Source organism: Acidobacteriota bacterium (assembly GCA_016195325.1).
Taxonomy (GTDB): Bacteria; Acidobacteriota; Polarisedimenticolia; order JACPZX01; family JACPZX01; genus JACPZX01.
This window is the reverse complement of sequence record JACPZX010000023.1, coordinates 128,081-152,949: the sequence shown is the minus strand read 5'-3', so window position 1 is coordinate 152,949 and position 24,869 is coordinate 128,081. Positions and strand designations below refer to the sequence as shown.

The window sequence follows — 24,869 nt, the reverse complement described above, 5'->3', positions numbered from 1 at the left end:
TCTCATGAGAATCCGGCGCCTCATGGTGCGCGACTTCGGAAGGCTCCGCGGCGAGTTCCACTTCGCGGCCGACCGCATCAACCTGATCCTCGAGCCGAACGAGAGCGGCAAGTCCACGCTCGCGCACGCGATCCTCGCGGCGCTCTACGGTTTTCCCGCGGGACAGCGGAGGTCGGAGGCCCGCCCCGTCCCCGACGTCGACGTGCACCGCCCCTGGTCGGGCGGCGAGTATCTCGTCGAGATGGACGTCGAGGCCGGCGGGCGCGTGTACACGGTGCGCCGTGATTTCGGGAAGAAGGAGGAAGTCGTCCGCGAGTGGCGCACCGGGAAGGACATCTCCGGGGAGTTCACGACCGCGAAGGACACCCTCGACTTCGGGGGGCGGCTGACCGGCCTCGACCGCGACGATTTCGCGCGGAGCGTCTTCGTGAGGCAGTCGGAGGCGCGGGAGATCCGCGACGCCGCCGGGGTGACCGCGGCGCTGCAGCGGATCGCGACGTCGCAGCAGGGGGACGTCGCGGCCTCGGAGGCGATCGAGATTCTGAGGGCGGCCACCCGCGCGTTCCGGGGCCGCAAGATTCGCCGCGGGAGAATCGAGGGAGAGCTTGCGGAGATCGACGAGGAGATCCGGACCCTCGCAGAGCGGCTGAAGGGGATGGAGGAGCGACGGCGCGCCGCCGAGGACCGGATCTCGGAGCTCGAGAACGTCTCCGGGATGGTGGGACGCGTGGACGTCGATCTCCAGCGCCTGGAGTACCTCGTGCTGGCCGCAGGCCGCCAGGAGGACGCGGCGCGCCACGAGGAGGAGGTCCAGGAGCGCCGCGATCTCGAGGAGCGCGAGAAGGAATTCCAGTCGCTCTCCCCGGCCGCGGACTTCCCCTCCCAGGGCCTCGCGCGGCTGATCGAGATCAAGGGCCGGCTCCAGGAGCTCGATCGGGAGGCGGCGCGGGTCCGCGCCGGCGCCGAGGAGGAGATCGACCGCCCTCTCGCGGGGCTCGAGGAGAGGGCGGCCAGCTCCGGCCGGCTCGCCGATCTGAAGCCGGCGGAGCTCTCCAGGTTCTCCTCGGCCGAGACGGATCTCGCGGGGGCGTGGAAGGCGCGGCGCGACGCCCGGCGGGCGCTCGCCGCCCACGATCGCGCCTCGCGCGCGGCGGGGCTCGACCCCTCGCGGTTGACGATGATGGCCGGCAGGTTCGCAGGAATGCGGGGGGACGACCGGCGGTTTCTCCTCGACTCGGGAGAGCGACTCGCCTCGCTGCGCTCGGCGGCCGCCGACGCGCAGCGCGAGATGGAGCGCCTCGACGCCGGCCTGGCGGAGGCGGCCGGGCGCGCGCGGCGAGGCGAGGCGGCGAGAAACGCACTCGCCGTGGCCGCCGCCGTCCTGGCGCTCGGCGCCGCGGGCCTCTTCCTGTCGCCGCTTCCCCACCTCTGGGCGTTCCTGAGCCTGGGCGCCGCCGCGGCGGCGCTCGCGACCCGGTTCGCGATGCTTCCGGCCGATGCCTCGCAGATCGTCGCGACGACGCTGGGCGCCGAGCGGGAGGCCTTCTCCCGCAGCCTCGAGGAGAGGAGGACGGCCGCCACCGAGATTGAATCGCGCGTGCGCGCGCTCGCCGGGGCCGCCGGCTACGCCTCGGAGGAGGAGTTTCTCCGGGACTATCGCGAGGCCGCGACGCACCAGGACAAGACGGCCGAGCGCGCCTCGCTGCAGCGCCGGCGCGACGAGGCCGCCGCGCTCCTCAAGCAGGCGGCGTCCATCATTCGTTCGGTCATGGACTCGGGCGGGCACGAGCCCCGGTTCGGCGCCGTCACCCCGCGGACCTCTCGGCGCTTTCGCTCCCTCGCGACCACGTGCCGCGAGACGCTTTCGCGAATCGACGAGATGCGCGAGCGGCGGCGGGCGAGCGAGCGCCAGATCGGGGACCTCGAGCGACAGCGCACGGCGCAGGCGAGGGACGTCGCGTCGATCGTCGCCTCCGCCCGGCTGGAGCCCGCGGCCGATCTCGACGAGGCCATCCGCCGTTTCGAGGAGGGAATCGCCCGCAAGGACCGTTACGACGCACTCAAGCGCGACGTCATCCCCGCGCTGGTCCGACGATCTCTCACGCATCGCGGCGACTCCCTGAAGCGCGCCGTCGAAATCGCCGACTCGGTCCTGCGCCGCCGCGTGGCCGAGGCGCCCGGCCTCGCCGAGCTCGTCCCCCGGAAGAGCCACAAGGAGTACGTCGAGGAGCGGAGCCGCCTGCAGGACGAATCTCGAAACCTCGCGGAGCGGCGGTCCCAGCTCTCCGCCGAGCTGAGCGAGGTCCTGCGCGAGTACCGCAAGGAGTACCCCGACGCCCTGCGCTGGCTCTCCGAGTGGACCGAGGTGCGGGAGCGCGCGGCGGCCTTCAAGGGCTCGGTGGATCTCGCCTGCTCCGTCCTCGAGGAGCTCTCGCGCGAGGCCTATGCCGAGTGGGCGGAGGTGCTCAACGAGCGGGCGTCCGAGACGCTCGCGCTGGTCTCCCACGGTTACGACGATCTGAGATTCGACAACGATCTGACGTTCACGGTCCGCGATCGGAGCGACCAATCGCGCCGGGGCGTGGACGACGTCAACCACCGTCTGAGCGCCGGGGCGCGCGACCAGATCTACTTCTCCGCGCGGCTCGCGATGGCCGAGTACCTCTCGTCGGGCCGCGTCAGGCTTCCGCTGATCCTAGACGACCCGTTCGCGACGTTCGACGACGAGCGGTTCGCGCGGGCGATGGAGGTCGTCATCGATCGGTTCGGCCGTCGCCACCAGGTGATCCTCCTGTCCTGCCACGAGTCGCGACACCGCGTCTGGCAGGAGCGCGAGCCCGAGCGATTCGCGGAGCGCGTCCGCGTGATGGCGCTCCAGTCGCCCGTGACCTGAGGGGGGGCGCGCCATGACCCCCGCCACGCCGATGCTCGAGCAGTACCACCGCGCGAAACGCGCGCACCCGGACGCGATCGTCATGTTCCGGCTCGGCGACTTCTACGAGATGTTCTACGAGGACGCGGAGGTGGCCTCGCGCCTCCTCGACATCGCCCTCACGGCCCGCGGGCGCGGGACCGAGCACGAGGCGCCGATGTGCGGGGTCCCCTACCACGCCGCCGACGGCTACGTCGCCCGGCTGGTCGGCGCGGGGCATCGCGTGGCCCTGTGCGATCAGGTCGAGGACGCCTCGCAGGCCCGGGGGCTCGTGCGGCGCGAGGTGGTCCGCGTCGTCAGCCCCGGCCTGGTCACCGACCCGGGCTCGCTCGACTCCCGGACGCCGTTGTTCCTCGCCTCGATCTGCCGGGCCGGCGATCGCGTCGGGTGCGCCTACGCCGACCTCTCGGCGGGCGACCTCCGCATCGCCGAGGCGCCCGCCGCGGACGCGGCCGAGGCGCTCGCGCTCCAGTTCGTCGCCTTCCGTCCGCGCGAGGTCCTCCTGCCCGAAGGAGAGGACGCGGCCGGTCTCCTCCCTCCCTCCGGAGGGGAGCCGCCGATCCCCGTGACGCGCGCCCCGGCCTGGATGTTCGGGGAGGACTCCGCGCTCCGCACTCTCACGACGACGCTCCGCACGGGGACGCTCGCCGGATTCGGCTGGCGCGACTCGGGGGCGGCCGTGAGGGCGGCGGGGGCGCTGCTGCTGCACCTCGGAGAAACGCAGAAGAGCCGGCTCGATCACTTCACGCGCCTCCGTCCCTTCCTTCCGTCGCAGCACCTGACGCTCGACGAGACCACGGTGAGGACTCTCGAGGTCGTCGCCTCCATGCGGGACGGCAAACGCGAGGGAACGCTTCTCTCCGTGCTCGACCGCACGGTGACCCCGATGGGCGCCCGGCTCCTCCGCTCGTGGCTCGTCGCCCCGTCGACCGACCTCGCCATCGTCGAGGATCGCCAGGGCGCGGTGGCCGAGCTCGTGGCGGCCCCTTCGAGCCGGGAACTCCTCCGCTCCGCCCTCCGCGGAGTGCGGGACGTCGAGCGCATCCTCGGGCGGCTCGCCATCGGGACGGCCCTCGCGCGCGATCTCGTCGCGCTGCGGGACTCGCTCGCCGCCCTTCCCGTCCTCGCCGGCGTGCGAGGAGAGCTCGTCGCGCCCGCGCTCCGGTGCGCGGCCGCGGACGAGGATCTGCTCGCGGACATCGAATCGCTCATCCGCGGCGCGATCGCGGACGAGCCGGCCGCCGCGCTCCACGAGGGGGGGATCGTCCGGGACGGCCACGACGCGACGCTCGACGATCTGCGCGCCATCAGCCGCGATGGCCGCGCCTACATCGCCGAGATCGAGACGCGAGAGCGAGCGCGGACGAAGATCGCGTCCCTCAAGGTGCGCTACAACAGGGTGTTCGGGTACTACATCGAGGTCAGCAGGGCCAACCTTCCCCTGGTGCCCGACGACTACGAGCGGAAGCAGACGCTGGTCGGCGCCGAAAGGTTCGTGACGCCCGAGCTGAAGTCTTACGAGGAGAAAGTCCTCACAGCGCAGGAGCGGATCGGCGCGATCGAGTACGAGATCTTCCTGAAGATCCGGGCGGAGGTGGCGCAGGCGGCCGGGCGAATCCGGGCCGCCACCGACGTCGTCGCGAGGCTCGACGCCCTCGCCTCGTTCGCCGAGGTGGCGGCGACGGATGGGTTCGTGAGGCCGCGGCTGGTTCTGGACGGCTCCCTGCGGATCCTCGACGGCCGCCATCCCGTCGTCGAGACGACGTCCCGCGAGAGGTTCGTCCCCAACGATGTGATCGCCGGGGAGCGCGGCGACCGCATCCTGATCATCACGGGCCCCAACATGGGGGGAAAGTCGACGTACCTGCGGCAGACGGCGCTGATCGTGCTCATGGCGCACGCGGGGAGCTTCGTGCCGGCGCGCGACGCGGAGATCCCGGTCGTGGATCGCATCTTCAGCCGTGTCGGCGCGTCGGACAGCCTGGCGACCGGTCAGTCGACATTCATGGTCGAGATGACCGAGACGGCGAACATCCTCAACAACGCGACGTCGCGGAGCCTCGTCCTGCTCGACGAGGTGGGGCGCGGGACGGCGACGTTCGACGGCCTGTCGCTCGCGTGGGCCATCGTGGAGCACCTGCACAACGCAGGGACGGCGCCTCCGATCACGCTCTTCGCGACGCACTACCACGAGCTGACGGATCTCGCCCTGACCCTGCCGGGCGTGCGGAACCTGACCGTCGGGGTCCGGGAGACCGGCGAGGCCATCATCTTCCTGAGGAAGATCACCGAAGGGACGTCGGACCGATCCTACGGCATCCACGTCGCCCGGCTGGCCGGGTTGCCTCGAAGCGTCATCGATCGCGCGCGAGAGATCCTGACGAACCTCGAGTCCGATGAGGTGGGACGAGACGGCATGCCGCGCCTGGCGCGCCACCGGGATCCGGCGGCGGCGCGAGGGCAGCTCGAGCTGTTCGGCACGGCGAGGGGCGAGGCGGCCGAGGCCGTTGCGGCGAGGCTGCGCGAGATCGATCCGAACGCGCTCTCTCCCATCGAGGCGCTCAGGCTCCTGTTCGAGCTGAAGGCGCGCGCGACGCGCTGACCTCGGAACGCGCCGGGACAAATTCAAAGGGGGCCGGAGCTGGCCCTCTCCGACCCCCTTTGCGGCCCCTTCATCCCAAGGGACCAACCCGGCTCACTCACCCCCTGCCACCGCCCGGCCACTATCGGGCGCGGTGAACAAACCGGGCAACCACTCGTCAGAAGTGTTTCTGATAGGCCTCCTGCGCCAGGGCCCTGAGGAACCACCACGGGTCGCGATCGGCATCGTCCGCGGCCGCCGCGCCCCGGGGGGCCACGAGGAAATCCCGTGGGGGCGCCGCCTGCTGCGGCGTCGCGTCGCGCTCAGCGTCCGCCGCGCTCGACGTCGCGGTCGGCGCGACCCGCACGACCCGGCCTTCCTGCGTCCTGAACCTGCCCACGAGCTTCAAATTGGACTCCGTTGAGGGCGGGTCTGGGGGCCCGCCCTCGAGACTCACCGGACGCGTGGAGGAGGTTGTGGTACGCGCCCGATCAACCGACCGCCGCGCCAACCTGCCGCCTGCGTCGGTCGTCCGGAAGAAGAGCAACCGGGGTGCCACAGACGGCCGCGCGGTCATGCCGGCGCGAGGAAGCCGACATCGCCATTGAATGGATAGGGTTATCGAAAAGCGCGTCACGCGGGCGTTCTCCGGGAGCCACCCGCAGGCTGCAAGACCGTATCTTCGCGGATAAGCGGGCGCTGAAAAAAAGAGAAGTCGCCCGGAGGGGCTCCCCATCGCACGCACCCTTGCCGCCGCGCCTCGTTCGTGGTATATACAGGTGGCTGCAAGTCATAGGTATTTCAATTACTTGCACGGAGCATCGGGTTGGACGCCACCCCACATCTCAAGCTGTTGCTCCCGGGCGGACGCCACCGCGTCACGCCGATCACCTCCGAGCCGTTCACCATCGGCCGCCGGCGCGACAACCACCTCGTTCTCTCCGACCGCGACATCTCGCGCGTCCAGGCGATCGTGTCGAAGGAGGGGGACGCCTACGTCATCGAGGATCAGCAGAGCCTGTTCGGGACCGCCGTGAACGGGGAGCCGATCGTCCGCCGGGCCCTCAAGAACCGCGACGTCGTCTCGTTCGGGCGCGAGCGCACGATCGAGATGGTCTTCCTGCACGAGGATCCGATGAGCCAGATCCTCGATCGCGTGGACCAGACTCCCGCCCGCGAGACCAGCCGCGAGGAGCTCCGCAACCTGCGCATCCTGCTCGAGATCAGCAAGGGGATGAATTCATTCACGTCCCTCACCGACCTGCTCGAGCTGGCGCTCGACGCGGTCGTCGATCTGACCTCCGCCGAGCGGGGATTCCTGATGCTCCGGGATCCGGAAGGGAAGCTCCAGATGCACGCGGCGCGCAACATGGCGGGCGAGCGCATCCGGCCGGAGAACCTCCGCATCAGCATGAGCATCGTCTCCGACGTCATGAGCGGCGGCCGCCCGATCTTTCTCGCGGACGCGCTCCAGAGCTCAGACCTGAGGGAGCGCACGAGCATCGCCGAGTTGAAGCTGCGCTCGATCGCCTGCCTGCCGATCCGGATTCCCGCGGCCCACATGCTGACGCGCCCTCCACGGCGGGTCTCGCGACCCGACGACCGGTCGGCGCGATCGGCCGTGTCGCAGGACGTCATCGGCGTCATCTACACGGACTCGTCGCAGGCGACCCGGCCGCTGGGCGAGGTCACCCGCGAGCTGGTCGAATCGATCGCCATCCACTCGGCCATCTCCATCGAGAATTTCCTCCTGCGCCAGGAGGAGCTGGAGCACCGGCTGATCGAGAGGGAGATGGAGAAGCTGCGGGAGATCGATCGCCTCAAGAGCGACTTCGTCTCGCACGTCTCGCACGAGCTGCGCACGCCGCTGACCGCGATCAAGGGCTCGCTCGACAACATGCTCGACGGGCTCACCGGGGAGCTGGCCGAGAAACAGGTCCGGTACCTCCACCGGATGAAGAGCAACACCGATCACCTCGTGCGCCTCATCAACGACCTGCTCGACCTCTCGCGCATCGAGGCCGGCCAGATTGCGCTCAACGCGCGCCCGCTCCCCCTCGCCTCGCTCATCCACGAAATCTGCGAGTCGCTCCGGCCGCTGGCGGCCGCCAAGCAAATCACGCTCGCCGCAGAGAGCGCGGAGCTGACGGTGATCGCCGACCAGGTCAGGCTCACGCAGGTGCTGTTGAACCTCACGGGGAACGCCCTGAAGTTCACGCCGAGCGGCGGCAACGTCTCGATCCGCGCCGAGGCGGCCGGCGACCAGGTTCGCATCGCGGTCCGCGACAACGGCGTGGGGCTCGATCCACGGGAGCAGGCCCGGATCTTCGAGCGCTTCTACCAGATCAAGGCGACCGACGGCGGGCCGACCGTCGGCACCGGGCTGGGCCTCTCGATCACGAAGAGCCTCGTCGAGCTCCACGGCGGCGGCATCGCCGTGGAGAGCGCCCTCGGCATGGGGAGCACGTTCACGGTGTCCCTTCCGATCGCCGGACCTCCCCCGCCGCCCCCGCGGCCGGTGGAGGAACCTCCATCGCCCCCGTCGGGCGCACCCGCGGCGTCCGCGTGGGGCTCTCACCGCTCCACGCAGGGTTGACGCGTGCGCCAGGGACGCATTCTGATCGCCGACGACGACCCCGACATCCTCGAGGTCCTCGGAGATCGCCTCGTCGCGCAGGGATACCACGTGACGACCGCGCGCGACGGGCTCGAGGCGCTCAAGTCGATCGAGCGCGAGACTCCGGACGTCGTCCTGCTCGATCTCCAGATGCCGAAGCTCGGCGGTCTCGAGGTGCTGAGGCGGGTCGGCGAGGACGGCCGGGACGTCACGACCGTCGTGATCACGGCCGTCGGCACGATCGATCGCGCCGTCGAGGCGATGAAGAGCGGCGCCTACGATTTCATCACGAAGCCGTTCAACCCCGAGCAGATCACCCTGACCGTCGCGAAGGCGCTCGAGCGCGCGGGTCTGCGCAAGACGAACCGATTCCTCCGGGCGCAGGAGGAGGAGCGTCACGTCGATCTGATCGGATCGGCCGCCTCCATGCTGGCGATCGTCGGCACGGCGCGCCGGGCCGCCGCCTCGAGGTCGACGGTCCTCGTGCTGGGCGAATCGGGAACCGGCAAGGAGGTGCTCGCGCGCTGCCTGCACGGCTGGAGCGATCGCTCCGCGGCGCCGTTCGTCGCCGTCAACTGCGTCGCGCTGACCGAGGAGCTGCTCGAGTCGGAGCTGTTCGGCCACGAGAAGGGGTCGTTCACGGGCGCGGTGAACCAGAAGGCGGGAAAGTTCGAGATCGCCGACGGAGGCACGCTCTTCCTCGACGAGATCGCCGAGATCAAGCCGGAGCTCCAGGCGAAGCTGCTCCGCGTCCTGCAGGAGCACAGGTTCGAGCGCGTGGGAGGGAACGCCGCGATCGACGTCGACATCCGGATCGTCGCAGCCACGAACCGCGATCTCGAGGAAGAGATCCGGAACGGGACGTTCCGTGAGGATCTCTACTACCGTCTCAACGTCATCACTCTCCGCATGCCCCCCCTGCGCGAGCGCATGGACGACATCCCGTCGCTCGCCGAGCACTTCCTGGCGAAGTACCGGCGCGAGACGAAGCGGGACGTGAAGCGGATCTCGAGGCCCGCGCTCTCGGTGCTGATGCGCTACGAATGGCCGGGCAACGTGCGCGAGCTCGAGAACACCATCGAGCGGGCGGTCGTCCTCGGCGTGGACGAGGAAATCGTGCCGGACGACCTGCCCCTGTACCTTCTGGAGACGACCGCACCCCCCGGCCCGAGCGACGTCGACGGAAGATTCCACGGCGACGTGCGCCGCTACAAGGCGCAGCTCATCCGCGACGCGATCCGGCAGGCGGGTGGCCACCACCGCAAGGCCGCGGGGCTTCTCGGGCTGAACCCGACCTATCTTTCGCGACTGATCCGCAATCTCGGCGTCAAGGACTGACGAAGGACGCCGCTCCCGCTCAGCCCGCCGTGGCCGCTCGCGTGCGGTTGCGTCCCGACGACTTGGCCTCGTAGAGCGCGCGGTCGACCTTTCGCACGAGCCCTTCCGGGGTGGCCGCGTGAAGGGGGAACTCGGCGACGCCGAGGCTGATCGTGACGGGGATCCTCTCGCGCGAGAAGAGGCCTCCCTCCACGCGCCGCCGGATGTTCTCGGCAACGACCTCGGCGCCGTACAGGCGCGTCTCGGGGAGCACGATCATGAACTCCTCGCCGCCGTAGCGCGCGCACTGGTCGTACTTCCTCACCGCCTCCCTGAGGATCGCCGCCACCTCGACGAGGACCTCGTCGCCGACGGGGTGGCCGTGGCTGTCGTTGACCTTCTTGAAGTGGTCGACGTCGGCCATGATCAGCGAGAGAGGGATTCCGTGCCGGCGGGCGAACTCGAACTCCTCGGAGAGCCTCGTCTCGAACTGTCTTCGCGACTCGAGGCGCGTGAGCGCGTCCGTCGAAGCCTGCTGGAGGAGCGCATTGTTCGCCACCGCCGCGGCGACGTGGTCGGCGAACACGCCGAGCGTCATCAGATCCTCCTCGCTGAAGGGGCCCCGCTGCAAGGGCCCCTCGAGGTACAGGACCCCGAGCGTCCTGACGAACGCCGAGGCGTGGAGCGAGCGCCGCCGCTCGTCGAAGACGCGCCGATCGCGCAGAACCTGCTTGACGGGCGCGATCACGCGCTCCCCGTCGCAGAAGGGCGTTCCCTCCGTGAAGACCCAGCGCACCATGCGGCTCTCCGCGGGGCGCAGCTCCGAGTCCACGAGCCCCTCGCGCATCCTGTACGGGATCGCCACGCCGAGGCGCCCGGCCGTGTCGCCGAGGATGAGCGCGCCGGCCGCCGCCGAGAGCGCCTCGCTGGCCGTCCGGACGATGATCGCGAGGATCTCCTCGAGATCGTTCGGCGAGTTCACGGCCCGCGTGACCCGATCGAACAGCTCGACGCGCCGTCGCTGCGCCATGTGCGACTCGTAGAGCTGGCGGCTCCGCAGCGATTGCGCGAGGTGGGCGGCGCACGCCTCGACGAGGGCGAGATCCCCTGGATCGAAGGGTGGGTCGGCCGCGTTCCGCTCCAGGAGCATCGCGCCGACCGTCGACTCCTCGCACACGAGCACCGCGGTCAGAGCGTGGCCGTCCTCGGAGCGGCTCCCCTCGCCCCCCGCCGCCGCGTCGAGCATCCGGCGCTCCGCGGCCCCGTCGAGGCCGAGGTCCCGGACGTCCTCGCCCACCTCGATCCCGAAGCGGTGGCGAACCTCCCCCTCGTCGTCGAAGAGCGTCAGGTAGCCGCGGCGCGCGGCGGTGAACTCGGCGAGCATCGAGATCGCGAGGTTGGCGAGACGGTCGGCGTCGATGAGGGTGTTGAAGCTCATCGTCGAGCCGAGCCGGTAGAGCGCGCGGTATTTCTCGTGGTCGACGGCGCCTTTGGCCATGACGCCCCTCAGCGGCCGCCGACGAGGCGCGCGAACCGCGGATCGCTCCGGACGCGGGCGAGCGCGGGATCGTCGCGGATGTACGCAGGGGTGATGACCGCGTTGAGGCTCAGCGCGGGGCTCTTGAGCGCCCTCTCGAGAAAGCGGAATGCGTCGTCGTCGCTCCCCACGAGCGCATGGACGCAGGCCACGGCGTAATCCGCCAGGGGGAACGGCCGGGCGGCCGAGAGCTGGGACGCCCGGCTCGCCTCCGTCAGCGCCGCTCCCCGCGATCCGATCTGGGCCAGCGCCATGGCGCGCATGCCGGCGAGAAGGGGGTCGTCCGGCGACATCGCGGCCGCCGTGTCGAGATGCTGGAGCGCCTCCCGGGCGTGTCCCGTCCGTAACATCCCCCATGCGAGGAGCGCGCGGGCCAGCGGGAGGTCGGCGACCTCGAGCAGATCGCGCATGCCGGCGACCGCCTCCTCCGGGTGGCCGTTCAGGATCGCGACGTGCGCGAGGTTCAGCCGCGCCGGGACGAGCGTCGGATCCAGCCGCAGCGCGGCAAGGTCTTCGACGCGCGCCGCGTCGTAGTTCCCCTGGAGCTTGTAGAGGACGGAGAGCCAGTGGTGCGCGCGCGCCGAGCCGGGATCCAGGGACAGGGCGTGCAGAACCCGGCTCGTGCCCCCCTCCATGTCCCCCTCCAGCGCCGCCACGACGCCCCGCGACAGATGCGCCTCGGCCAGCGTCGGATCGAGCGTGATCGCCTGCCGGCTCGCCTCGTCCGCGCGGTCCCGCGCGCCGTCGCCGACGTCCCAGCCGTACATGAGCCCGACGGCATAGGCGTCCGCCAGGCCCGAGAAGGCCTCGGCGTAGTTCGGGTCGAGGGTTCTGGCGTGCTCGAACTGCGCGATCGCGCCGCGGGTCTCCTGCGGCCTGCGCTGCCTCAGGAGCTCGCGCCCCCGGAGGTAGGCGTCGTAGGCCTCGAGGTTCGTCGTCGGCACGCGGGCGATCCTCTCGGCTTCCGTGCGCGTGAGCTCGATCTCGAGGGCCTGCGCGATCTGGTGCGAGACCTCGTCCTGGAGCCCGAAGACGTCGCTCATCCCGCGCGTGTACTTGTCGGCCCAGAGCACGCGCCCCTCGGGCACCGAGCGAAGCCTCGCCGAGACCCTGACCGTGGCGGCATCGCGGCGCACCGTCCCCTCGAGCAGCGTCTCGACGCTGAGCTTCCGCGCGAGCCCGAGGGTGTCGGTGGCGGCGGTCGGCTCGGGGCCTCCGGGGGGCATCACCACCTTGAGGTTCGCGATCCGGGACAGGTCGACGATGATCCCCTCGGTCACGCCGTCGCTGAAGTACCGGCTCTCCGCGTCGGCGGAGGCGTTTTCGAACGGAAGGACCGCCACCGATCGCTCGCGCCGCTCCGCGGCCCGCGGTGTCCCGGTCGCCCCCCGGTCGATGACCAGGGCCGCGGCCACCGCCGCCGCGAGCGCGACGGAACCCCACAGGGCTCCACGCAGCCGGGACATCCGCGGGCGCGGCTTGAACGACGCGAAGCCGGCCTGCGTGCGCCGCGGCTTCGGGGAGACCCCGGCCTCCACGTCGCGACGCAGATTGCGCAGGTCGACGAGGATCTCCTCCATGCTCTGGTACCGGTTCTCGGTGCGCTTCTCCATCGCCTTCGAGACGATGCTCACGAACTCGCCTGGCAGATCTTCGCGGATCTCGGCCATCGGCGGCGCCGCGCCGTGGAGAATCTGGTCGATGATCGCCACCTCGCTCGTCCCCGAGAACGGGAGCCGCGCCGTGGCCATTTCGTAGAGAACCGCGCCGAACGAGAAGATGTCGCTGCGGTGATCCACCGTCTCGCCGAGGGCGAGCTCGGGAGACATGTAGAGGACCGTGCCGATGAGCTGACCGTAGCGCGTGAGGTTGGGCGCGCGCGTCGACGCGTCGTCCGGGGCGCTCGCCTCGAGCGGTCCCAGGAGCTTGGCCAGGCCGAAGTCGAAGACTTTCACGAACCCCTCGTGGGCCACGAGGATGTTCGAGGGCTTCACGTCACGATGGACGATGCCGTGGGCGTGGGCCGCCGCGAGAGCCTCCGCGACCTCCACGCCGATGCGCAGGATCTCGTCCAGGGCTATGGGGCCGGCCTCGATCAGGGCGGAGACGGTCCTCCCCGCGACGAACTCCATCGCGATGAAGAGGTGCCCCTGCGACTCGTCGACGTCGTAGACGTGGACGATGCCGGGGTGGCTGAGCGTGGAGGCGGCCCGGGCCTCGCGGATGAAGCGCTCGCGCCGCTCGGGGCTCCCGAGCGCGCGATCGGGCAGGATCTTGATCGCGACGGACCTCGGAAGGCGCTGGTCCTCGGCCCGGTACACCTCTCCCATGCCGCCTTCGCCGATCTTCTCGACGATCCTGTAGTGAGAGAGGACTGTGCCGATCATCACGCCGCTTCCGCCGGTGAGTCGATCGTCGGGCGCGCGCGCCGGCGATCACCCGCGCGCCCGAGCTCGCTCGGTATCGGTCCGGCGAGGTCCCGTGCGGCCTCGGCCCGGGAGGCGTCAGAAGGAAGCGATCGCCTCCTGCTCCGTGGAGAACGTGTCGAAGTACTCGTCGAGCTTGGTGAGGGCCAGGAGGTCCTGGACGCGCCCTGCCGGATTGACGAGCTTCATCTTCCCCTTCCGCTCGAGGACCCGCTTGTAGCAGGCCACGAGCTCACCGATCCCCGCGCTGTCCATGTAGCTCACGCTGGCGAGATTGAGGATGATGGAGCCGGGTCCCTCTTTCAACGCCTGATCCACCGCCTCGCGCAGGATGAGATCGCCCTTGCCGATCGTGATCTTGCCATTGAGGTCGATGACCTTGACGCCCTTGACCTCCCGGGTGTTGATCTTGAGCATGAAACCTCCTCGACTTGAACGTGGGATCCCGCATCGCGATGGATCCGGACGATTGTATCACTCACTCGAACGCGCCGACGCGGCGGAAGGCCGCTACTCCCCGCCCTCCCCTTCCGCACCGGCGCGCTTCGCCGGCACGCGCTTCATCAGCGAGACGACCATCCCCTCGCCGGGGACGTGACGGAATTCGACGCGGTCCATGAAACTGCGCATCAGGAAAAGCCCCCTCCCGTTCGTCTTCTCGAGGTTTCTCGCCGCGCGAGGGTCCTCGGGGCGGGCCGCGTCGAAGCCGTTCCCCTGATCGCGGATCGTGACCTCCAGCTCGCCCGGCCGCATCTGGAAGATCACCGAGACGGTCTTGCTCGAGTCGAGGCGGTTTCCGTGCTTGATCGCGTTGACCGTCGCCTCGTGAAGGGCGAGGCTGAGGTTCATGGTCGTGTCCTCGTCGAAATCGAGGAGACGACACACCTCGTCGTTCGCGGCATGGACGAGGTTGACGAACTCCACGCGGCTCGCCATCGTGATCTCGATGCTGGGGTGGTCTCTCATACCCGGACGTCGGAGCCGCGGCCCACACCCGTCCTCTCGCGGGTTGGAGTCCTGTTCGAATCGTGAGTGCGCGGCATGCTAGCCCGGCCCGGAAGAACGTGTCAATCAGGGGTTTGGGGCCCCGACGGCGTTTGACGGCCCTCGCGGCCGTGGCCTAGCATGACGTCTCGGACGACAGCCGGTTCTGGAGCGCCCTTCTTGCCAGCGATCACCATCACCGCCGCCGACGGGCGGACGTTCAAGCGACCCGTCGACAAGGACGTCCTGACGGTCGGCCGCTCATCCAAGAACGACGTCAACCTGTCGTTCGACCTCTCCCTCTCCAGGTTCCACGCGGAGATCCTGAGGCGCGACAGCCGCTTCTTCGTCCGTGACGTCGGGAGCCGCAACGGCACCAGCCTCAACGGCGTCGCCGTCGTCGAGCCCGCGCCGCTCAAGAACGGCGACCGGATCACGCTCGGCGAGACCACGATCCTCTTCGGCGACGAAGGACCGCCGTCGGTCGTTCTGGACGACACGCCGGTCAGCCGGGACACGAGCACGTTCACGATCCCGCTCGACGACATCATCACGCACTCCGCGGTTGAAGGGGTCGGAGAGAGAGCCTCCGGGTCGAGGCTGCGGGATCTCGGCTCCACCATCGCCCCCGACATCCGGGGGAGCGAGGGGCGGACCCTCACGATCCTGACGCGGGCAGGGATGGAGCTCATCAATCACCGGCCGTACGAGGAGGTCCTCGAGGTCATCATGGACCTGGTCTTCGAGGCGATCCCCGCCGAGCGGGGATTCCTGATGCTCCTCGAAGGGGACAGCACGGAGATGGTCTCGAAAGCCGTCCGCGATCTCCGGAAGTCGAGCGGGGGATCCATCTCCCTGTCGCGCAGCATCGCCAACATGGTCATCCAGAACCGGCAGGCGATCCTCACGACCGACGCGCAGAGCGACGAGAGGTTCAAGATGCGCGAGAGCGTGGTCCTCCAGGGGATCCGCTCCGCGATGTGCGTCCCCCTCTACGACAACAAGTCCGTCATCGGCCTCGTCTACGTCGACACGCTCAACACGGCCCGCTCTTTCAGGCCGGAGGACCTCAAGCTCCTGACCCTTCTCGCCAACATCGCCGCCATGAAGATCCAGAACACCCGGCTCGAGAAGCAGGCGATCGAGCAGCAGCGCATGGAGAAGGAGCTCGAGCAGGCGTCGGACATCCAGAAGCGGCTCCTCCCCGGAGGGCCGCCGACCGTCGAGGGGTACGACATCAGCGGGCGCGCGGACGCGTGCCGATCCGTCGGCGGCGACTACTTCGACTTCGTGGCGCGAAGCGACGGGCGGACGGGCATCGTGATCGGCGACGTCTCGGGCAAGGGAATGGCCGCGGCGCTGATGATGGCCTCGGTCCAGGCCGTCTTCCGCACCCTCTACGACATCGTGGACAGCCCGGCGAGCCTCCTGACCTCCCTCAACCGTCATCTCATCCGGAACGCCAGCCCGAACAAGTTCGTGTCGTTCTTCTACGGCGAGCTCGATCGCGAGACGGGGGTGATGCGCTACGTCAACGCCGGCCACAACCCCCCCTACGTCGTGCGGGCGAGCGGGCAGGTCGACAGCCTCAAGGCCACCGGCGTCGTGCTCGGGATCTTCGAGAACGCGAAGTTCGAGGAGCGGGAGGTCACGCTGCAGCCCGGCGATCTCCTCGCGATGTTCTCCGACGGCGTCCCCGAGGCGCAGAACACCGACGGCGAGATGTACGGCGAGGAGCGGCTCATCGCCGTGCTCACGAAGAACCGCGACCAGCGCTCGGCGGGCGTCGAGACCTCCATCTTCGAGGAGCTCCTCGCGTTCGCGGGCGAGGCGCCGCAGTACGACGACTCCACGCTCGTCATCGTCAAGCGCCTCTCCTGAGGCGCCCCTCCCTCCTCTGAAAAAACATGCCATCCCCGGGAACCTCCCTCTCCCCGACCCGTTACACGGGCGCTCGCGGCGAGGCTGGCAGCACGGCGCCGCACCCGACAACGCGGATCCCGGCCCGGAACGAAGGGCTCGGCAGCAGGCCTGGAGGAACCGATGAAATCACGGACGTACGCACTGGCAGCCGCGGACGCGGCCATCCTCGTTCTCACCCCCGTCGCGGCGGCCGCCGCTCCGGCCGATGAACCTCTCATCATGCTGAGGGTCGACGTGAGCGGGAAGGGCTCGGACACGCCGCGCGTGAAGGTCTCGCTTCCCCTTTCGCTGATCGACGTCGTGATCGACTCGGTCGACCTCAACAGCATCGCGAAGGACGTGAAGTCGAAGCACGAGATCGACATCCGCAAGCTCTGGCGGGAGATCCGGAACGCGAAGGTCGACGAGTTCGTCACCGTCGAGAAGGACAACAACAAGATCAAGGTCTACAAGGAAGGCGAGACCTTCCGCGTCAGCGTGCAGGAGCCGGACTACGACTCGCCGAACGTCGAGATCCGTATCCCCTTCGCGGTCATGGATTACCTGACGGACGAGCACGAGGGCGGATTGAAGCTCTCCGACATGGTCGCGGGATTGAAGTCGACGCTCCCCCTCACGATCGTCGAGGCGCACCACGATGGGCAGAACGTCAAGGTCTGGATCGAGGAGAAGTGAGCTCCGATCCGGCGAGATAGGGATACATCTCCACCAGGCGCGCCAGCCTCGGATCCGAAGGATCGAGGCGGCGCGCCTTCGCGTAGAGGGCGGCCGCCTCATCCCTCTCGCCTCTCCCCGCGTGAATCGCAGCCAGCGCGCCGAGCGCCTCGGCGTCGTCCCCACCCAGACGGAGAGCGGCCTCGAGCTCGGCGAGCGCCTCGTCGAATCGCGACGCGCCGATCAGCAGCAATCCCAGATTCTTGTGCGGGTAGGCGAGCGACGGGCCGGCGGTGATCGCCCGGCGCAACGCGGACTCCGCCTCGCGCTCCTTCCCCATCGATCGGTAAACGCGGGCGAGATTGTTCAGTAGGATCGCGTCCTCCCCCGACTCGCGCAGCGCCGCCTCGTACTCCGACCGGGCCTCCGGGAGATCGCCGCGGGCGCGCCAGGCCTGCGCGAGCATCCAGTGGTCCCGTGAGAGATCGGGGTGGAGCAGCGGAATCTGCGCCACCCCTCCCATCACGACCGCCGGCAGGAGCGAAAGCCCGGCGCGGAATCCCCCTGGAAGCCCGCGGACAAAGGCTGCGCGCGCGAGATGCGCGGCGCCGCACCCGGCGGCGATTAGGAGGGGCGGCACCATCGCCGCGCGGTACCGATCGGCGACGAAGAACGGCAGCACGCTGATCATCGCGCCGGCGGCGAGCGCGGCCAGCAACGAGAGCGCGCGGCGGTTTCGCCCTCGCGCGAGCCCGAGGGCGAATCCCGCGACGGACAGAGGGGCGAGGACGCCGAACCCCACGAACATCAGCCGGAGCGAAGGGGCGACCTCCCGCAAGAAGACGAAATCCAGGTGGTTCGGCGCCTCCGCCGCGTTCCAGAGAAGCGCGGCCTTCCGGGCGGTGATCCGGAGAAACGCCGCCGGCTCGGCGCGGACGAAGTCGAGCGCGCGTCCGGCCCAGAACCCGGACGCCTCCGCGCCGTCGAGCGGACGCCCCGCGAGGCGCGATGCCATCCGCACGGAGGACTCCTCGAGATCGGTGTGGGTCGCCGTGAACTGGGGGTCCTCGGCCGCCCAGGGCTCCTCGAAGGTTCCAGACGCCCGCGGGTTGTTGCCGATGCAGAGGTTGATCCCGCCCGACGTGTTGAGCGCGGCGCGGCCGCCCGACGCCCCCAGCTGGATCATCACGACGGGAGCGAACGCGAGCATCGCCCCGGCGACGACCGCGAGCGCGGGGGCCCATGCGAGGCCGCGGGCGCGCTCCCCCTCGCTCGGAGCGCGCGCGGCCCAGAGAGCGACGATCGGCACCAGGAGCATGAGATTCGGCCGCTCGGCCGCCGCGAGGCCGAACGCGGCTCCCGACGGAACGAGGTACCTCACGAGGCTCCGGGGCCTCGACTCCCACCGAAGACACCAGGCGATGCCCAGCGCCATGGCGAGGAGCCCCCAGACCACACCCAGAACGTCCGACTCGAAGAAGGCGAACGGCCCGTACATCGCCGCGAGACCTCCCGCGGCGAGTCCCGCGGCCCGGCCGCCGATCCGGCGGGCCGCGCGCGCGAGGAGGTAGACGAGGAGAGTCCCGGCGAGCGCCTGCGCGAGGCCGACGAGGTCGAGGCTCCCGCCCGGCAGCGCGAGGATCGCCGCGAGCCCGTACGGGTAGAGGGCGCTCCCGTAGAAGAGCGGCCGGTCGGGAAGAATCTTCCCGGACCGGATCTCCGCCGCGCGGGCGAGGTACAGCGCACTGTCCCCCACCGGGTGATCGAAGAACGGGAGCGAGGCGACCTGGCTCAGATAGACGATGCGGAGGAGCAAGCCTGCGAGCAGGATGACGAGCAGCGGCGCGCGGCGCATGGGGGCGCGAGTGTACCGCACCGCCCGCTCCCTTGACTCAATCCGATCCGGTGGCTCAACATGGCGCGCGTCGAGTCCTCCGTGATCGTCGCGACGTCCCTTCTCTTGGAGCCTCCGAAGATGGCCAGCCCAGCGACCGGACAGGGATCGCCCGCTCAGCCCACCTTCAAGTCGTACATCCCGTCCTCCTCGGCTCCGCCCGAGTTCACACCACGCGCCGTCCTCCTCGGCATCTTCTTCGGCCTGTTCTTCGGCGCGGTCACGGTGTATCTCGCGCTGAAGGTCGGGCTGACGGTCAGCGCGTCCATCCCCATCGCGGTCCTCTCGATCGTGATCTTCAAGGTGATGGGAGGGGCGTCGATCCTCGAGAACAACATCGTCCAGACGACCGGGAGCGCGGGCGAGTCGATCGCCGCGGGCGTGGTCTTCACGCTCCCCGCTCTCGTCTTCCTCGGCTTCGACCCGAGCTACTGGCGCGTGGTCGGCGTGGCGCTGGCGGGAGGCTGGCTCGGCGTCCTCTTCATGATCCCGTTGCGGCGCTACCTGATCGTCCGCGAGCACGGGAACCTGAAATACCCCGAGGGGACGGCCTGCGCCGAGGTCCTCATCGCTGGTGAGCGCGGCGGCTCGCTCGGGATGAAGGTCATCAACGGGCTCGGGCTGGGGTTCGTCTACGCCTTCGTCATCAAGGCGTTCGGCGCGTGCAACCCGGCGCCGGAGTTCGAGTTCCCGAAGAAGACCTACGACGGCGGATCCGTGTCCGCCGACATCTCGCCGGAGCTTCTCGGCGTCGGGTACATCATCGGCTACCGGATCTCCGCGATCATGGTCGCCGGCGGCGTCCTCTCCTACCTCGTCTTCATCCCGCTCATCAAGTTCCTCGCGGCGCACATGCCTCCCGGGACCACGATCTTCCCGGGGACGACCCCCATCGCCGACATGGCCCCGGACGCCGTCCGGGGAGCCTACGTCCGCTACATCGGCGCCGGGTGCGTGGCCACGGGGGGTGTCCTCAACGTCATCCGCGCCATGCCCGTGATCATCGACTCGTTCAAGTCCAGCATCGCGGAGCTGCGCGCCGGCAACGACGGCGCCGCGGGCGCAACGAAGGAGCGCACCGATCGAGATCTGCCGATCACGATCGTCGGCGGCGGCTCGATCGCCGTCGTGGCGTTCCTCTGGGTGATTCTCCAGTTTTTCATCAACACCGGCCACGCGGGGGCGAATCTCGCCGCGGCGGTGCTGATGGTGATCTTCGGGTTCCTGTTCGTGACCGTCTCCTCCCGGCTCGTCGGCGAGATCGGGTCGTCCTCGAACCCGATCTCCGGAATGACCATCGCCACGCTGATGGCGACGTGCCTCATCTTCCTCGCCGTGGGATGGACCGGGGGCGCCTTCGCCGCCGTCGCTCTCTCGATCGGCGCCGTCGTGTGCATCGCGTCGGCCAACGCCGGGGCCACGTCGCAGGATCTGAAGACGGGGTTCCTGCTGGGGGCGACGCCCTCCTCGCAGCAGATCGGCCTCATGCTCGGCGTGACGTTCTCCACGCTCATCATCGGCCTCACGATGTCCTTCATGGACGCCGCGTACACCCGGACGAGCACGGCGGAGTCGAAGAAGATCTCCTACACGTTCGCCGAGGCCGATCTGGCGGGGACGACTCCGATGCCCGACGCCGACGTCGCGAAGCTGCGCTTCGGCGCGGACGCGGACAAGCAGGCGGCGCAGGCGTTCGTCGCCGGCGGCCAGAAGCTGATCTGGAAGAGCGTGATCGGATCCGGGGCGCTCCCCGACGGCGCGTACCTCGTGGGGAGCACGGATCGCGCGGTCCACTTCGTCGTCGAGCGCGGGATCGGCAGCGCCGCGCTGCCGGCGCCGCAGGGCCAGCTCATGGCGACGGTCATCAACGGCATCCTGAACCAGAAGCTTCCGTGGAATCTGATCCTGATCGGCGTCTTCTCGGCGCTGACCCTGGAGCTGTGCGGGGTCAAGTCACTTCCCTTCGCGGTCGGCGTCTATCTGCCCCTCTCGACCACCAGCCCCATCTTCGTCGGCGGGCTCGTGAAGAAGTTCGTCGACTGGAGCCACGGCATCCGCGGGCGGGACGAGGACGAGGGGGAGGCGAGCAGCGGCGTTCTCTTCAGCTCGGGGCTCATCGCCGGCGGCGCCATCGCCGGGCTGGCGGTCGCGGTGATCGCGATGCTGGATCTCCAGACGAAGCTCGATTTCGGCCTGGGCCTGTGGGGCGAGCACGGTCGCGAGTCCGGATTCGGCGTCGCCGTCGCGCTTCTCGTCTTCGCGGGGCTCTCGGCGGTCCTCTTCAAGGTTGGGAGGAAGCGCGAGGTCTGACGGACGACGCGGCCTTCAGTTCCCCGCCGCAACGACTCCCTGCTTGACGATCCTCGCGAGCTCGGCCTCGAGGGAGCCCGAGGCCGGCTCCCCCCGGACGCGGCCCAACTCCTTGCCGTCCTGCGTGAGGATGAACGTCGGCAGCCCCTTCACATCGCGCGCCGTCGACGGAGCATACGACCCGAACTCCCGTGGGACCCCATAGAACGAAACCGCAAGATGGGTGTTCGCGGCCTCCTGGATCGTCTTGAGGAATCGGGGGACGACGGCGCGGCAGTGCGGGCACCACGAGCCGAACCAGACCTCGATCTCCACCTTCTTCCGAACGTTCTTCAGGGCGGCGACGGCGCCGGGCTCCGGCAGGTACTCGTCCCTCCCCTTCCGGTAGGCCGGCAGGAGCTTCAGCATCTCGTCGGCGGAGGTCGGCCCGATGATCGGCGGGACGCGCAGGATCTTGAAGCGCTTCTGCCCCGCGTAGAAGACCACGGCCTCCGGGCCGTCCTGCATCCACGGGATGGGAGCGGCCGCGGCGAACGACGACTCGGCGAGCATCAGCTCGTCCTCCCCCTTCGGCGTGACCTTGTCCTTCCCGACCGAGCGCACGACGCGCGGATCGGCCGACCAGACGAAGGCGGAGTCGAGGACGGGGCCGAAGACCAGCATGTACGGCTTGCCGATCATCTGGTAGAGGCCGGCCTCGGGAAGCACCTTGCCGTCGATCTCGAGACCGTAGTCGTAGTTGCGGAACCACGAGCGCGGCATGTTCTCCTCGAGCGGCGCGCCGCTGGCGGCGGCGTTCGTGGGAGCCTGCGCGCATGCGGGGGAGCCCGAGGCGAGGAGGCCGACGGCGCACAGGGCCGCGAGCGCGGCCACGACGCGAGAGCCCGCGCTGAAAGGTCGCCCTCTCATCGTCTCCCCTCCTCGCGAGCGAGGGTCGCCGAAGCGTTGATCGCCGAAGCGCCGGGCAGCGTCTCCCACACCGTTTTCACCACTCCATCCTCGAGAAGAAAGAATCTCGGCAGGCGCCGGTACAGCCGGCGCAGCTCTCCGTGAACGACCTGGTACATCGGGTAGACCGGCGCATGCGCCCAGAAGAACGCGTCCTTGACCTGCTCCTCGTCCGCGTAGATGACCGCGATGGCAGGAGCTCCGGGCGCCGCCGCGAGCGCGTTCAGCCCGTCCGCGGCCTTCGTGCTGGCTTCCTCCTTGAGCGCGAGGAGGGCGACCAGATGCGTCCCGGTCTGAAGCGACGCGTCCGGAAGGCTCAGCTTCAGATCATCCAGTTTGACCCCTGGAGTGAGCCCCGTCACGAACCCATCGAGCGGGAGCCCCGGCGCCAGGGGGAGGAAGCCGGCCGCCGCGAGAGCGCCCGCCAGGACGAAACCGCCACGCACCCTGCCTCCCGGCCCCCTCGCCGGCGCCATCAGCCCGGCGGCGGAAAGGAGGAGGAAACCGAGGTCCTCCGCCACCGTTTCGGCGGGGGTCCTCTCCACGAAGCGGCCGAAGCAGCCGCACTCCCCGACATTTCCTCCCGTGTGCCAGGTCCACGCCATCAGGCCGAGGAATCCGACGAGCAGGCCGGCCGCGAGCCCCACCGCCCAGCGGCGGCGGAAGTCTAGCAGAAGGGCGATTCCCACCGCGATTTCGAGAGGGATGAGGGTGTACGTCACGATCGGCGCCAGGGAGGCCGGGCCGATGCCGTATCCCGCCACCTGCTCGGTGAAGCCGGCGGGGTCGACCGCCTTGAGGCTTCCTGCGAGGAGGAAAACACCCCCCATCAGGATCAGCGCGAGCCGGCCGATCCAGCCTGCGAGTCGTCTCATGATGGGAACCTGGTCCCTCCGCTCCCGCCTAGGGGAGGCCGGCGACCCTGCCTCCGTCGACGCAGATCGTGGTGCCCGTCACGTACGATGCGGGTCCGGAGCACAGGAAGACGGCCACGGCCGCGATCTCTTCGGGCGTTCCGACACGGCGCAGCGGCGTCCCTTCCACCCACCCCGCCACGACCGCCTCCGGGGAGATCCCCCGGCTGCTCGCGTCGATCTCCGCGACCTCCGCGAGCCTCGGGGTCTGAGTGTAGCCGGGGCAAACGGTGTTGACCAGGACGCCTTCGGGCCCGATTTCCCGCGAGAGCGTCTTCGCCATCCCCACGACCGCGGCCCGCAGGGCGTTGGAGAGGAGCAGCCCGTCGATCGGCTGGCGGACGGAGATCGACGCGATGTTCACGATCCTCCCCCACCGCGCCCGCGTCATGTCGGGGAGGCACTCGCGGATGAGCCTCACGGCGCTCATCAGCGTGACGTGGTGCCCCCGCTCCCACGCGGCGTCATCGGTCGTCCGGAAGACCCCGGTCGGCGGACCGCCGCTGTTGGTGACGAGGATCGAGACGGCTCCCAGCGCGGCGCGGGCCCCGGCCACGAAGGTCGTCGCGCCGGCCGGCTCGGAGAGATCGCACTCGATCGCCGTCGTCCTCACGCCGTGCCGCCGCGCGATCTCGTCGGCCGCCTTCCGGGCGGCGCCCGCGCTTCGCGAGCAGACGGCCACGTTGGCCCCTTCGGCCGCGAGCCCTTCGGCGATCGCCCTTCCGATGCCGCCGCTCGACCCTCCGACCAGCGCCGTCTTTCCCCGAATCCCCAGATCCATCGAGTGCCTCCAGGCTCCTTCGATCAGAATTCCTCGCCGAGATCGCCCACGATCTCCCCCGGCTCGGGGCGATCCGCGCGGGGCGACTCGGCCGCGGCGTTCATCTTCGTCAGCGCGATCCCGCCGAAGATCGCGGCGGCCCCGAGACCCAGGGCCGGGTAGAGCCGCTCGCCGAGGAAAAGCCATCCCGCGAGAGTCCCCGTCACCGGCACGAGGTTGGAGTAGATCGCCGTCTTCATGTTGCCGACCTGCTTCACGGAGCGGTACCACAGGATGTAGGCCACGACCAGGGCGAAGACGCATGAGTAGCCCATCGCGAGCCAGATCCCCCGCGAGAGGTCTCCCCATGGCTGGCGAACCACCTGGGGAGCGCACAGGGGAAGCATCAGGAGAACCCCCCAGCTCATCGAGACGGTCGTCACCTTCAGCGGCGAGTGCCGCGCGAGGAGGGGGCGCGCCATGACCGTGTAGGCGCACCACGAGATCGCCGCGACGAGGACGAGCAGATCTCCCGTCAGCGACGGGGGGGTTCCTCCCGCAGGCGCCTTCCCGGCCATGATGATGTAGACGCCGAAGAGCGCGAGCGCGGCGCCGATCCATCCGGACGCGCGAATGCGCTCGTGCCCGACGGCCATGCTCATCAGGGCGACGGCCACGGGGGAGATGCCGAAGATGAGGGCGGCGTGCGAGGCGGTCGTCCTCGCGATCCCCTCGATGAAGAAGAGCTGATATGCGGTATGCCCGAGGAACCCCGCGACGATGAGCAGGAACAGATCCCGGCGGCTCGTGCGGAGGCTCTCCCCCTGCCGCTTGAGCAGGACGAGGAGCATGATCGTCGCGAGGACGAAGCGCGCCGCGTTGAACGCCAGCGGACGCATCTCGCCGAGCGCGAACTTCACGACGGCGAGGTTGAGCCCCCAGATGACGACCACGCAGAGGAGCCCCAGGTCGTTGGCGTCGACGAGGGGGCGGCCAGGTGAGGTCTCGGTGTTGGACATCGCTCTCAGGGGGATGAGGAACGAGAATTCGAAGGGCAACGGTATAGTCCGCG

At 69.6% G+C, this 24,869-nt stretch carries 17 protein-coding genes; 7 read left to right on the top strand and 10 right to left on the bottom strand.

Translation table 11 applies throughout. From position 1 onward, the window contains the following. Positions 1 to 4 precede the first annotated feature (4 nt). Entirely contained in the window at positions 5 to 2,893 is a 2,889-nt protein-coding gene (locus tag HY049_05750; protein MBI3448406.1) for an SMC family ATPase, read from the top strand. 13 nt (positions 2,894 to 2,906) lie between these two features. Continuing rightward, positions 2,907 to 5,534, top strand: a complete 2,628-nt coding sequence (mutS, locus tag HY049_05745) for a DNA mismatch repair protein MutS (GenBank protein ID MBI3448405.1) — start codon at positions 2,907 to 2,909, stop codon at positions 5,532 to 5,534. Positions 5,535 to 5,691: 157 nt separating this feature from the next. On the opposite strand, the gene HY049_05740 is transcribed toward mutS, so the two are convergent. Further along, positions 5,692 to 5,922, bottom strand: a complete 231-nt coding sequence (locus tag HY049_05740) for a hypothetical protein (protein ID MBI3448404.1) — start codon at positions 5,920 to 5,922, stop codon at positions 5,692 to 5,694. Positions 5,923 to 6,339: 417 nt separating this feature from the next. Here HY049_05740 and HY049_05735 point away from each other — a divergent pair, with 417 nt between their 5' ends. Both HY049_05735 and HY049_05730 read left to right on the top strand, forming a co-directional pair. Beyond that, complete coding sequence (locus HY049_05735) at positions 6,340 to 8,109, top strand: FHA domain-containing protein (GenBank protein ID MBI3448403.1); 1,770 nt, start codon at positions 6,340 to 6,342, stop codon at positions 8,107 to 8,109. Between the two features lie 3 nt (positions 8,110 to 8,112). Continuing rightward, positions 8,113 to 9,468: a sigma-54-dependent Fis family transcriptional regulator gene (locus tag HY049_05730; GenBank protein ID MBI3448402.1), complete on the top strand. Its 1,356-nt coding sequence runs from the start codon at positions 8,113 to 8,115 to the stop codon at positions 9,466 to 9,468. Between the two features lie 19 nt (positions 9,469 to 9,487). Here HY049_05730 and HY049_05725 read toward each other — a convergent pair whose 3' ends face one another. The 4 genes from HY049_05725 to HY049_05710 form a co-directional block, all read right to left on the bottom strand. Further along, positions 9,488 to 10,945, bottom strand: coding sequence for a diguanylate cyclase (locus tag HY049_05725; protein ID MBI3448401.1), 1,458 nt, complete (start codon positions 10,943 to 10,945; stop codon positions 9,488 to 9,490). Between the two features lie 8 nt (positions 10,946 to 10,953). Beyond that, positions 10,954 to 13,371, bottom strand: a complete 2,418-nt coding sequence (locus HY049_05720; GenBank protein ID MBI3448400.1) for a protein kinase — start codon at positions 13,369 to 13,371, stop codon at positions 10,954 to 10,956. Positions 13,372 to 13,488: 117 nt separating this feature from the next. Beyond that, the gene (locus HY049_05715) at positions 13,489 to 13,827 is read right to left on the bottom strand and encodes an STAS domain-containing protein (protein ID MBI3448399.1); all 339 of its coding nucleotides are present in this window, start codon (positions 13,825 to 13,827) and stop codon (positions 13,489 to 13,491) included. 93 nt (positions 13,828 to 13,920) lie between these two features. Further along, complete coding sequence (locus HY049_05710; GenBank protein ID MBI3448398.1) at positions 13,921 to 14,376, bottom strand: ATP-binding protein; 456 nt, start codon at positions 14,374 to 14,376, stop codon at positions 13,921 to 13,923. 198 nt (positions 14,377 to 14,574) lie between these two features. Between HY049_05710 and HY049_05705 the strand changes: the two genes are divergently transcribed. Further along, positions 14,575 to 16,275: a SpoIIE family protein phosphatase gene (locus HY049_05705; GenBank protein MBI3448397.1), complete on the top strand. Its 1,701-nt coding sequence runs from the start codon at positions 14,575 to 14,577 to the stop codon at positions 16,273 to 16,275. Positions 16,276 to 16,437: 162 nt separating this feature from the next. Further along, positions 16,438 to 16,992 carry a hypothetical protein gene (locus HY049_05700; protein MBI3448396.1) on the top strand — a complete coding sequence of 185 codons (555 nt, stop codon included), beginning with the start codon at positions 16,438 to 16,440 and terminating at the stop codon, positions 16,990 to 16,992. Here HY049_05700 and HY049_05695 read toward each other — a convergent pair. After that, on the bottom strand, positions 16,967 to 18,847 hold the full coding sequence (locus tag HY049_05695) for a tetratricopeptide repeat protein (GenBank protein MBI3448395.1): 1,881 nt from the start codon (positions 18,845 to 18,847) through the stop codon (positions 16,967 to 16,969). The two genes, HY049_05700 and HY049_05695, sit on opposite strands and share 26 nt — an antisense overlap. Positions 18,848 to 18,886: 39 nt before the next feature. On the opposite strand from HY049_05695, the gene HY049_05690 reads away from it, so the two are divergent. Next, positions 18,887 to 21,175, top strand: coding sequence for an oligopeptide transporter, OPT family (locus HY049_05690; protein MBI3448394.1), 2,289 nt, complete (start codon positions 18,887 to 18,889; stop codon positions 21,173 to 21,175). 15 nt (positions 21,176 to 21,190) lie between these two features. On the opposite strand, the gene HY049_05685 is transcribed toward HY049_05690, so the two are convergent. From HY049_05685 to HY049_05670, 4 genes are read right to left on the bottom strand one after another with little or no spacing between them, the layout of a single operon-like run. Then, on the bottom strand, positions 21,191 to 22,084 hold the full coding sequence (locus HY049_05685; GenBank protein ID MBI3448393.1) for a thioredoxin family protein: 894 nt from the start codon (positions 22,082 to 22,084) through the stop codon (positions 21,191 to 21,193). Continuing rightward, positions 22,081 to 22,998, bottom strand: a complete 918-nt coding sequence (locus tag HY049_05680; GenBank protein ID MBI3448392.1) for a DoxX family protein — start codon at positions 22,996 to 22,998, stop codon at positions 22,081 to 22,083. The genes HY049_05685 and HY049_05680 overlap by 4 nt, the downstream gene beginning before the upstream one ends. Before the next feature lie 28 nt (positions 22,999 to 23,026). Then, positions 23,027 to 23,818 carry an SDR family oxidoreductase gene (locus tag HY049_05675; protein ID MBI3448391.1) on the bottom strand — a complete coding sequence of 264 codons (792 nt, stop codon included), beginning with the start codon at positions 23,816 to 23,818 and terminating at the stop codon, positions 23,027 to 23,029. Positions 23,819 to 23,841: 23 nt separating this feature from the next. Then, positions 23,842 to 24,855: a DMT family transporter gene (locus tag HY049_05670; protein MBI3448390.1), complete on the bottom strand. Its 1,014-nt coding sequence runs from the start codon at positions 24,853 to 24,855 to the stop codon at positions 23,842 to 23,844. Positions 24,856 to 24,869: the final 14 nt, after the last annotated feature.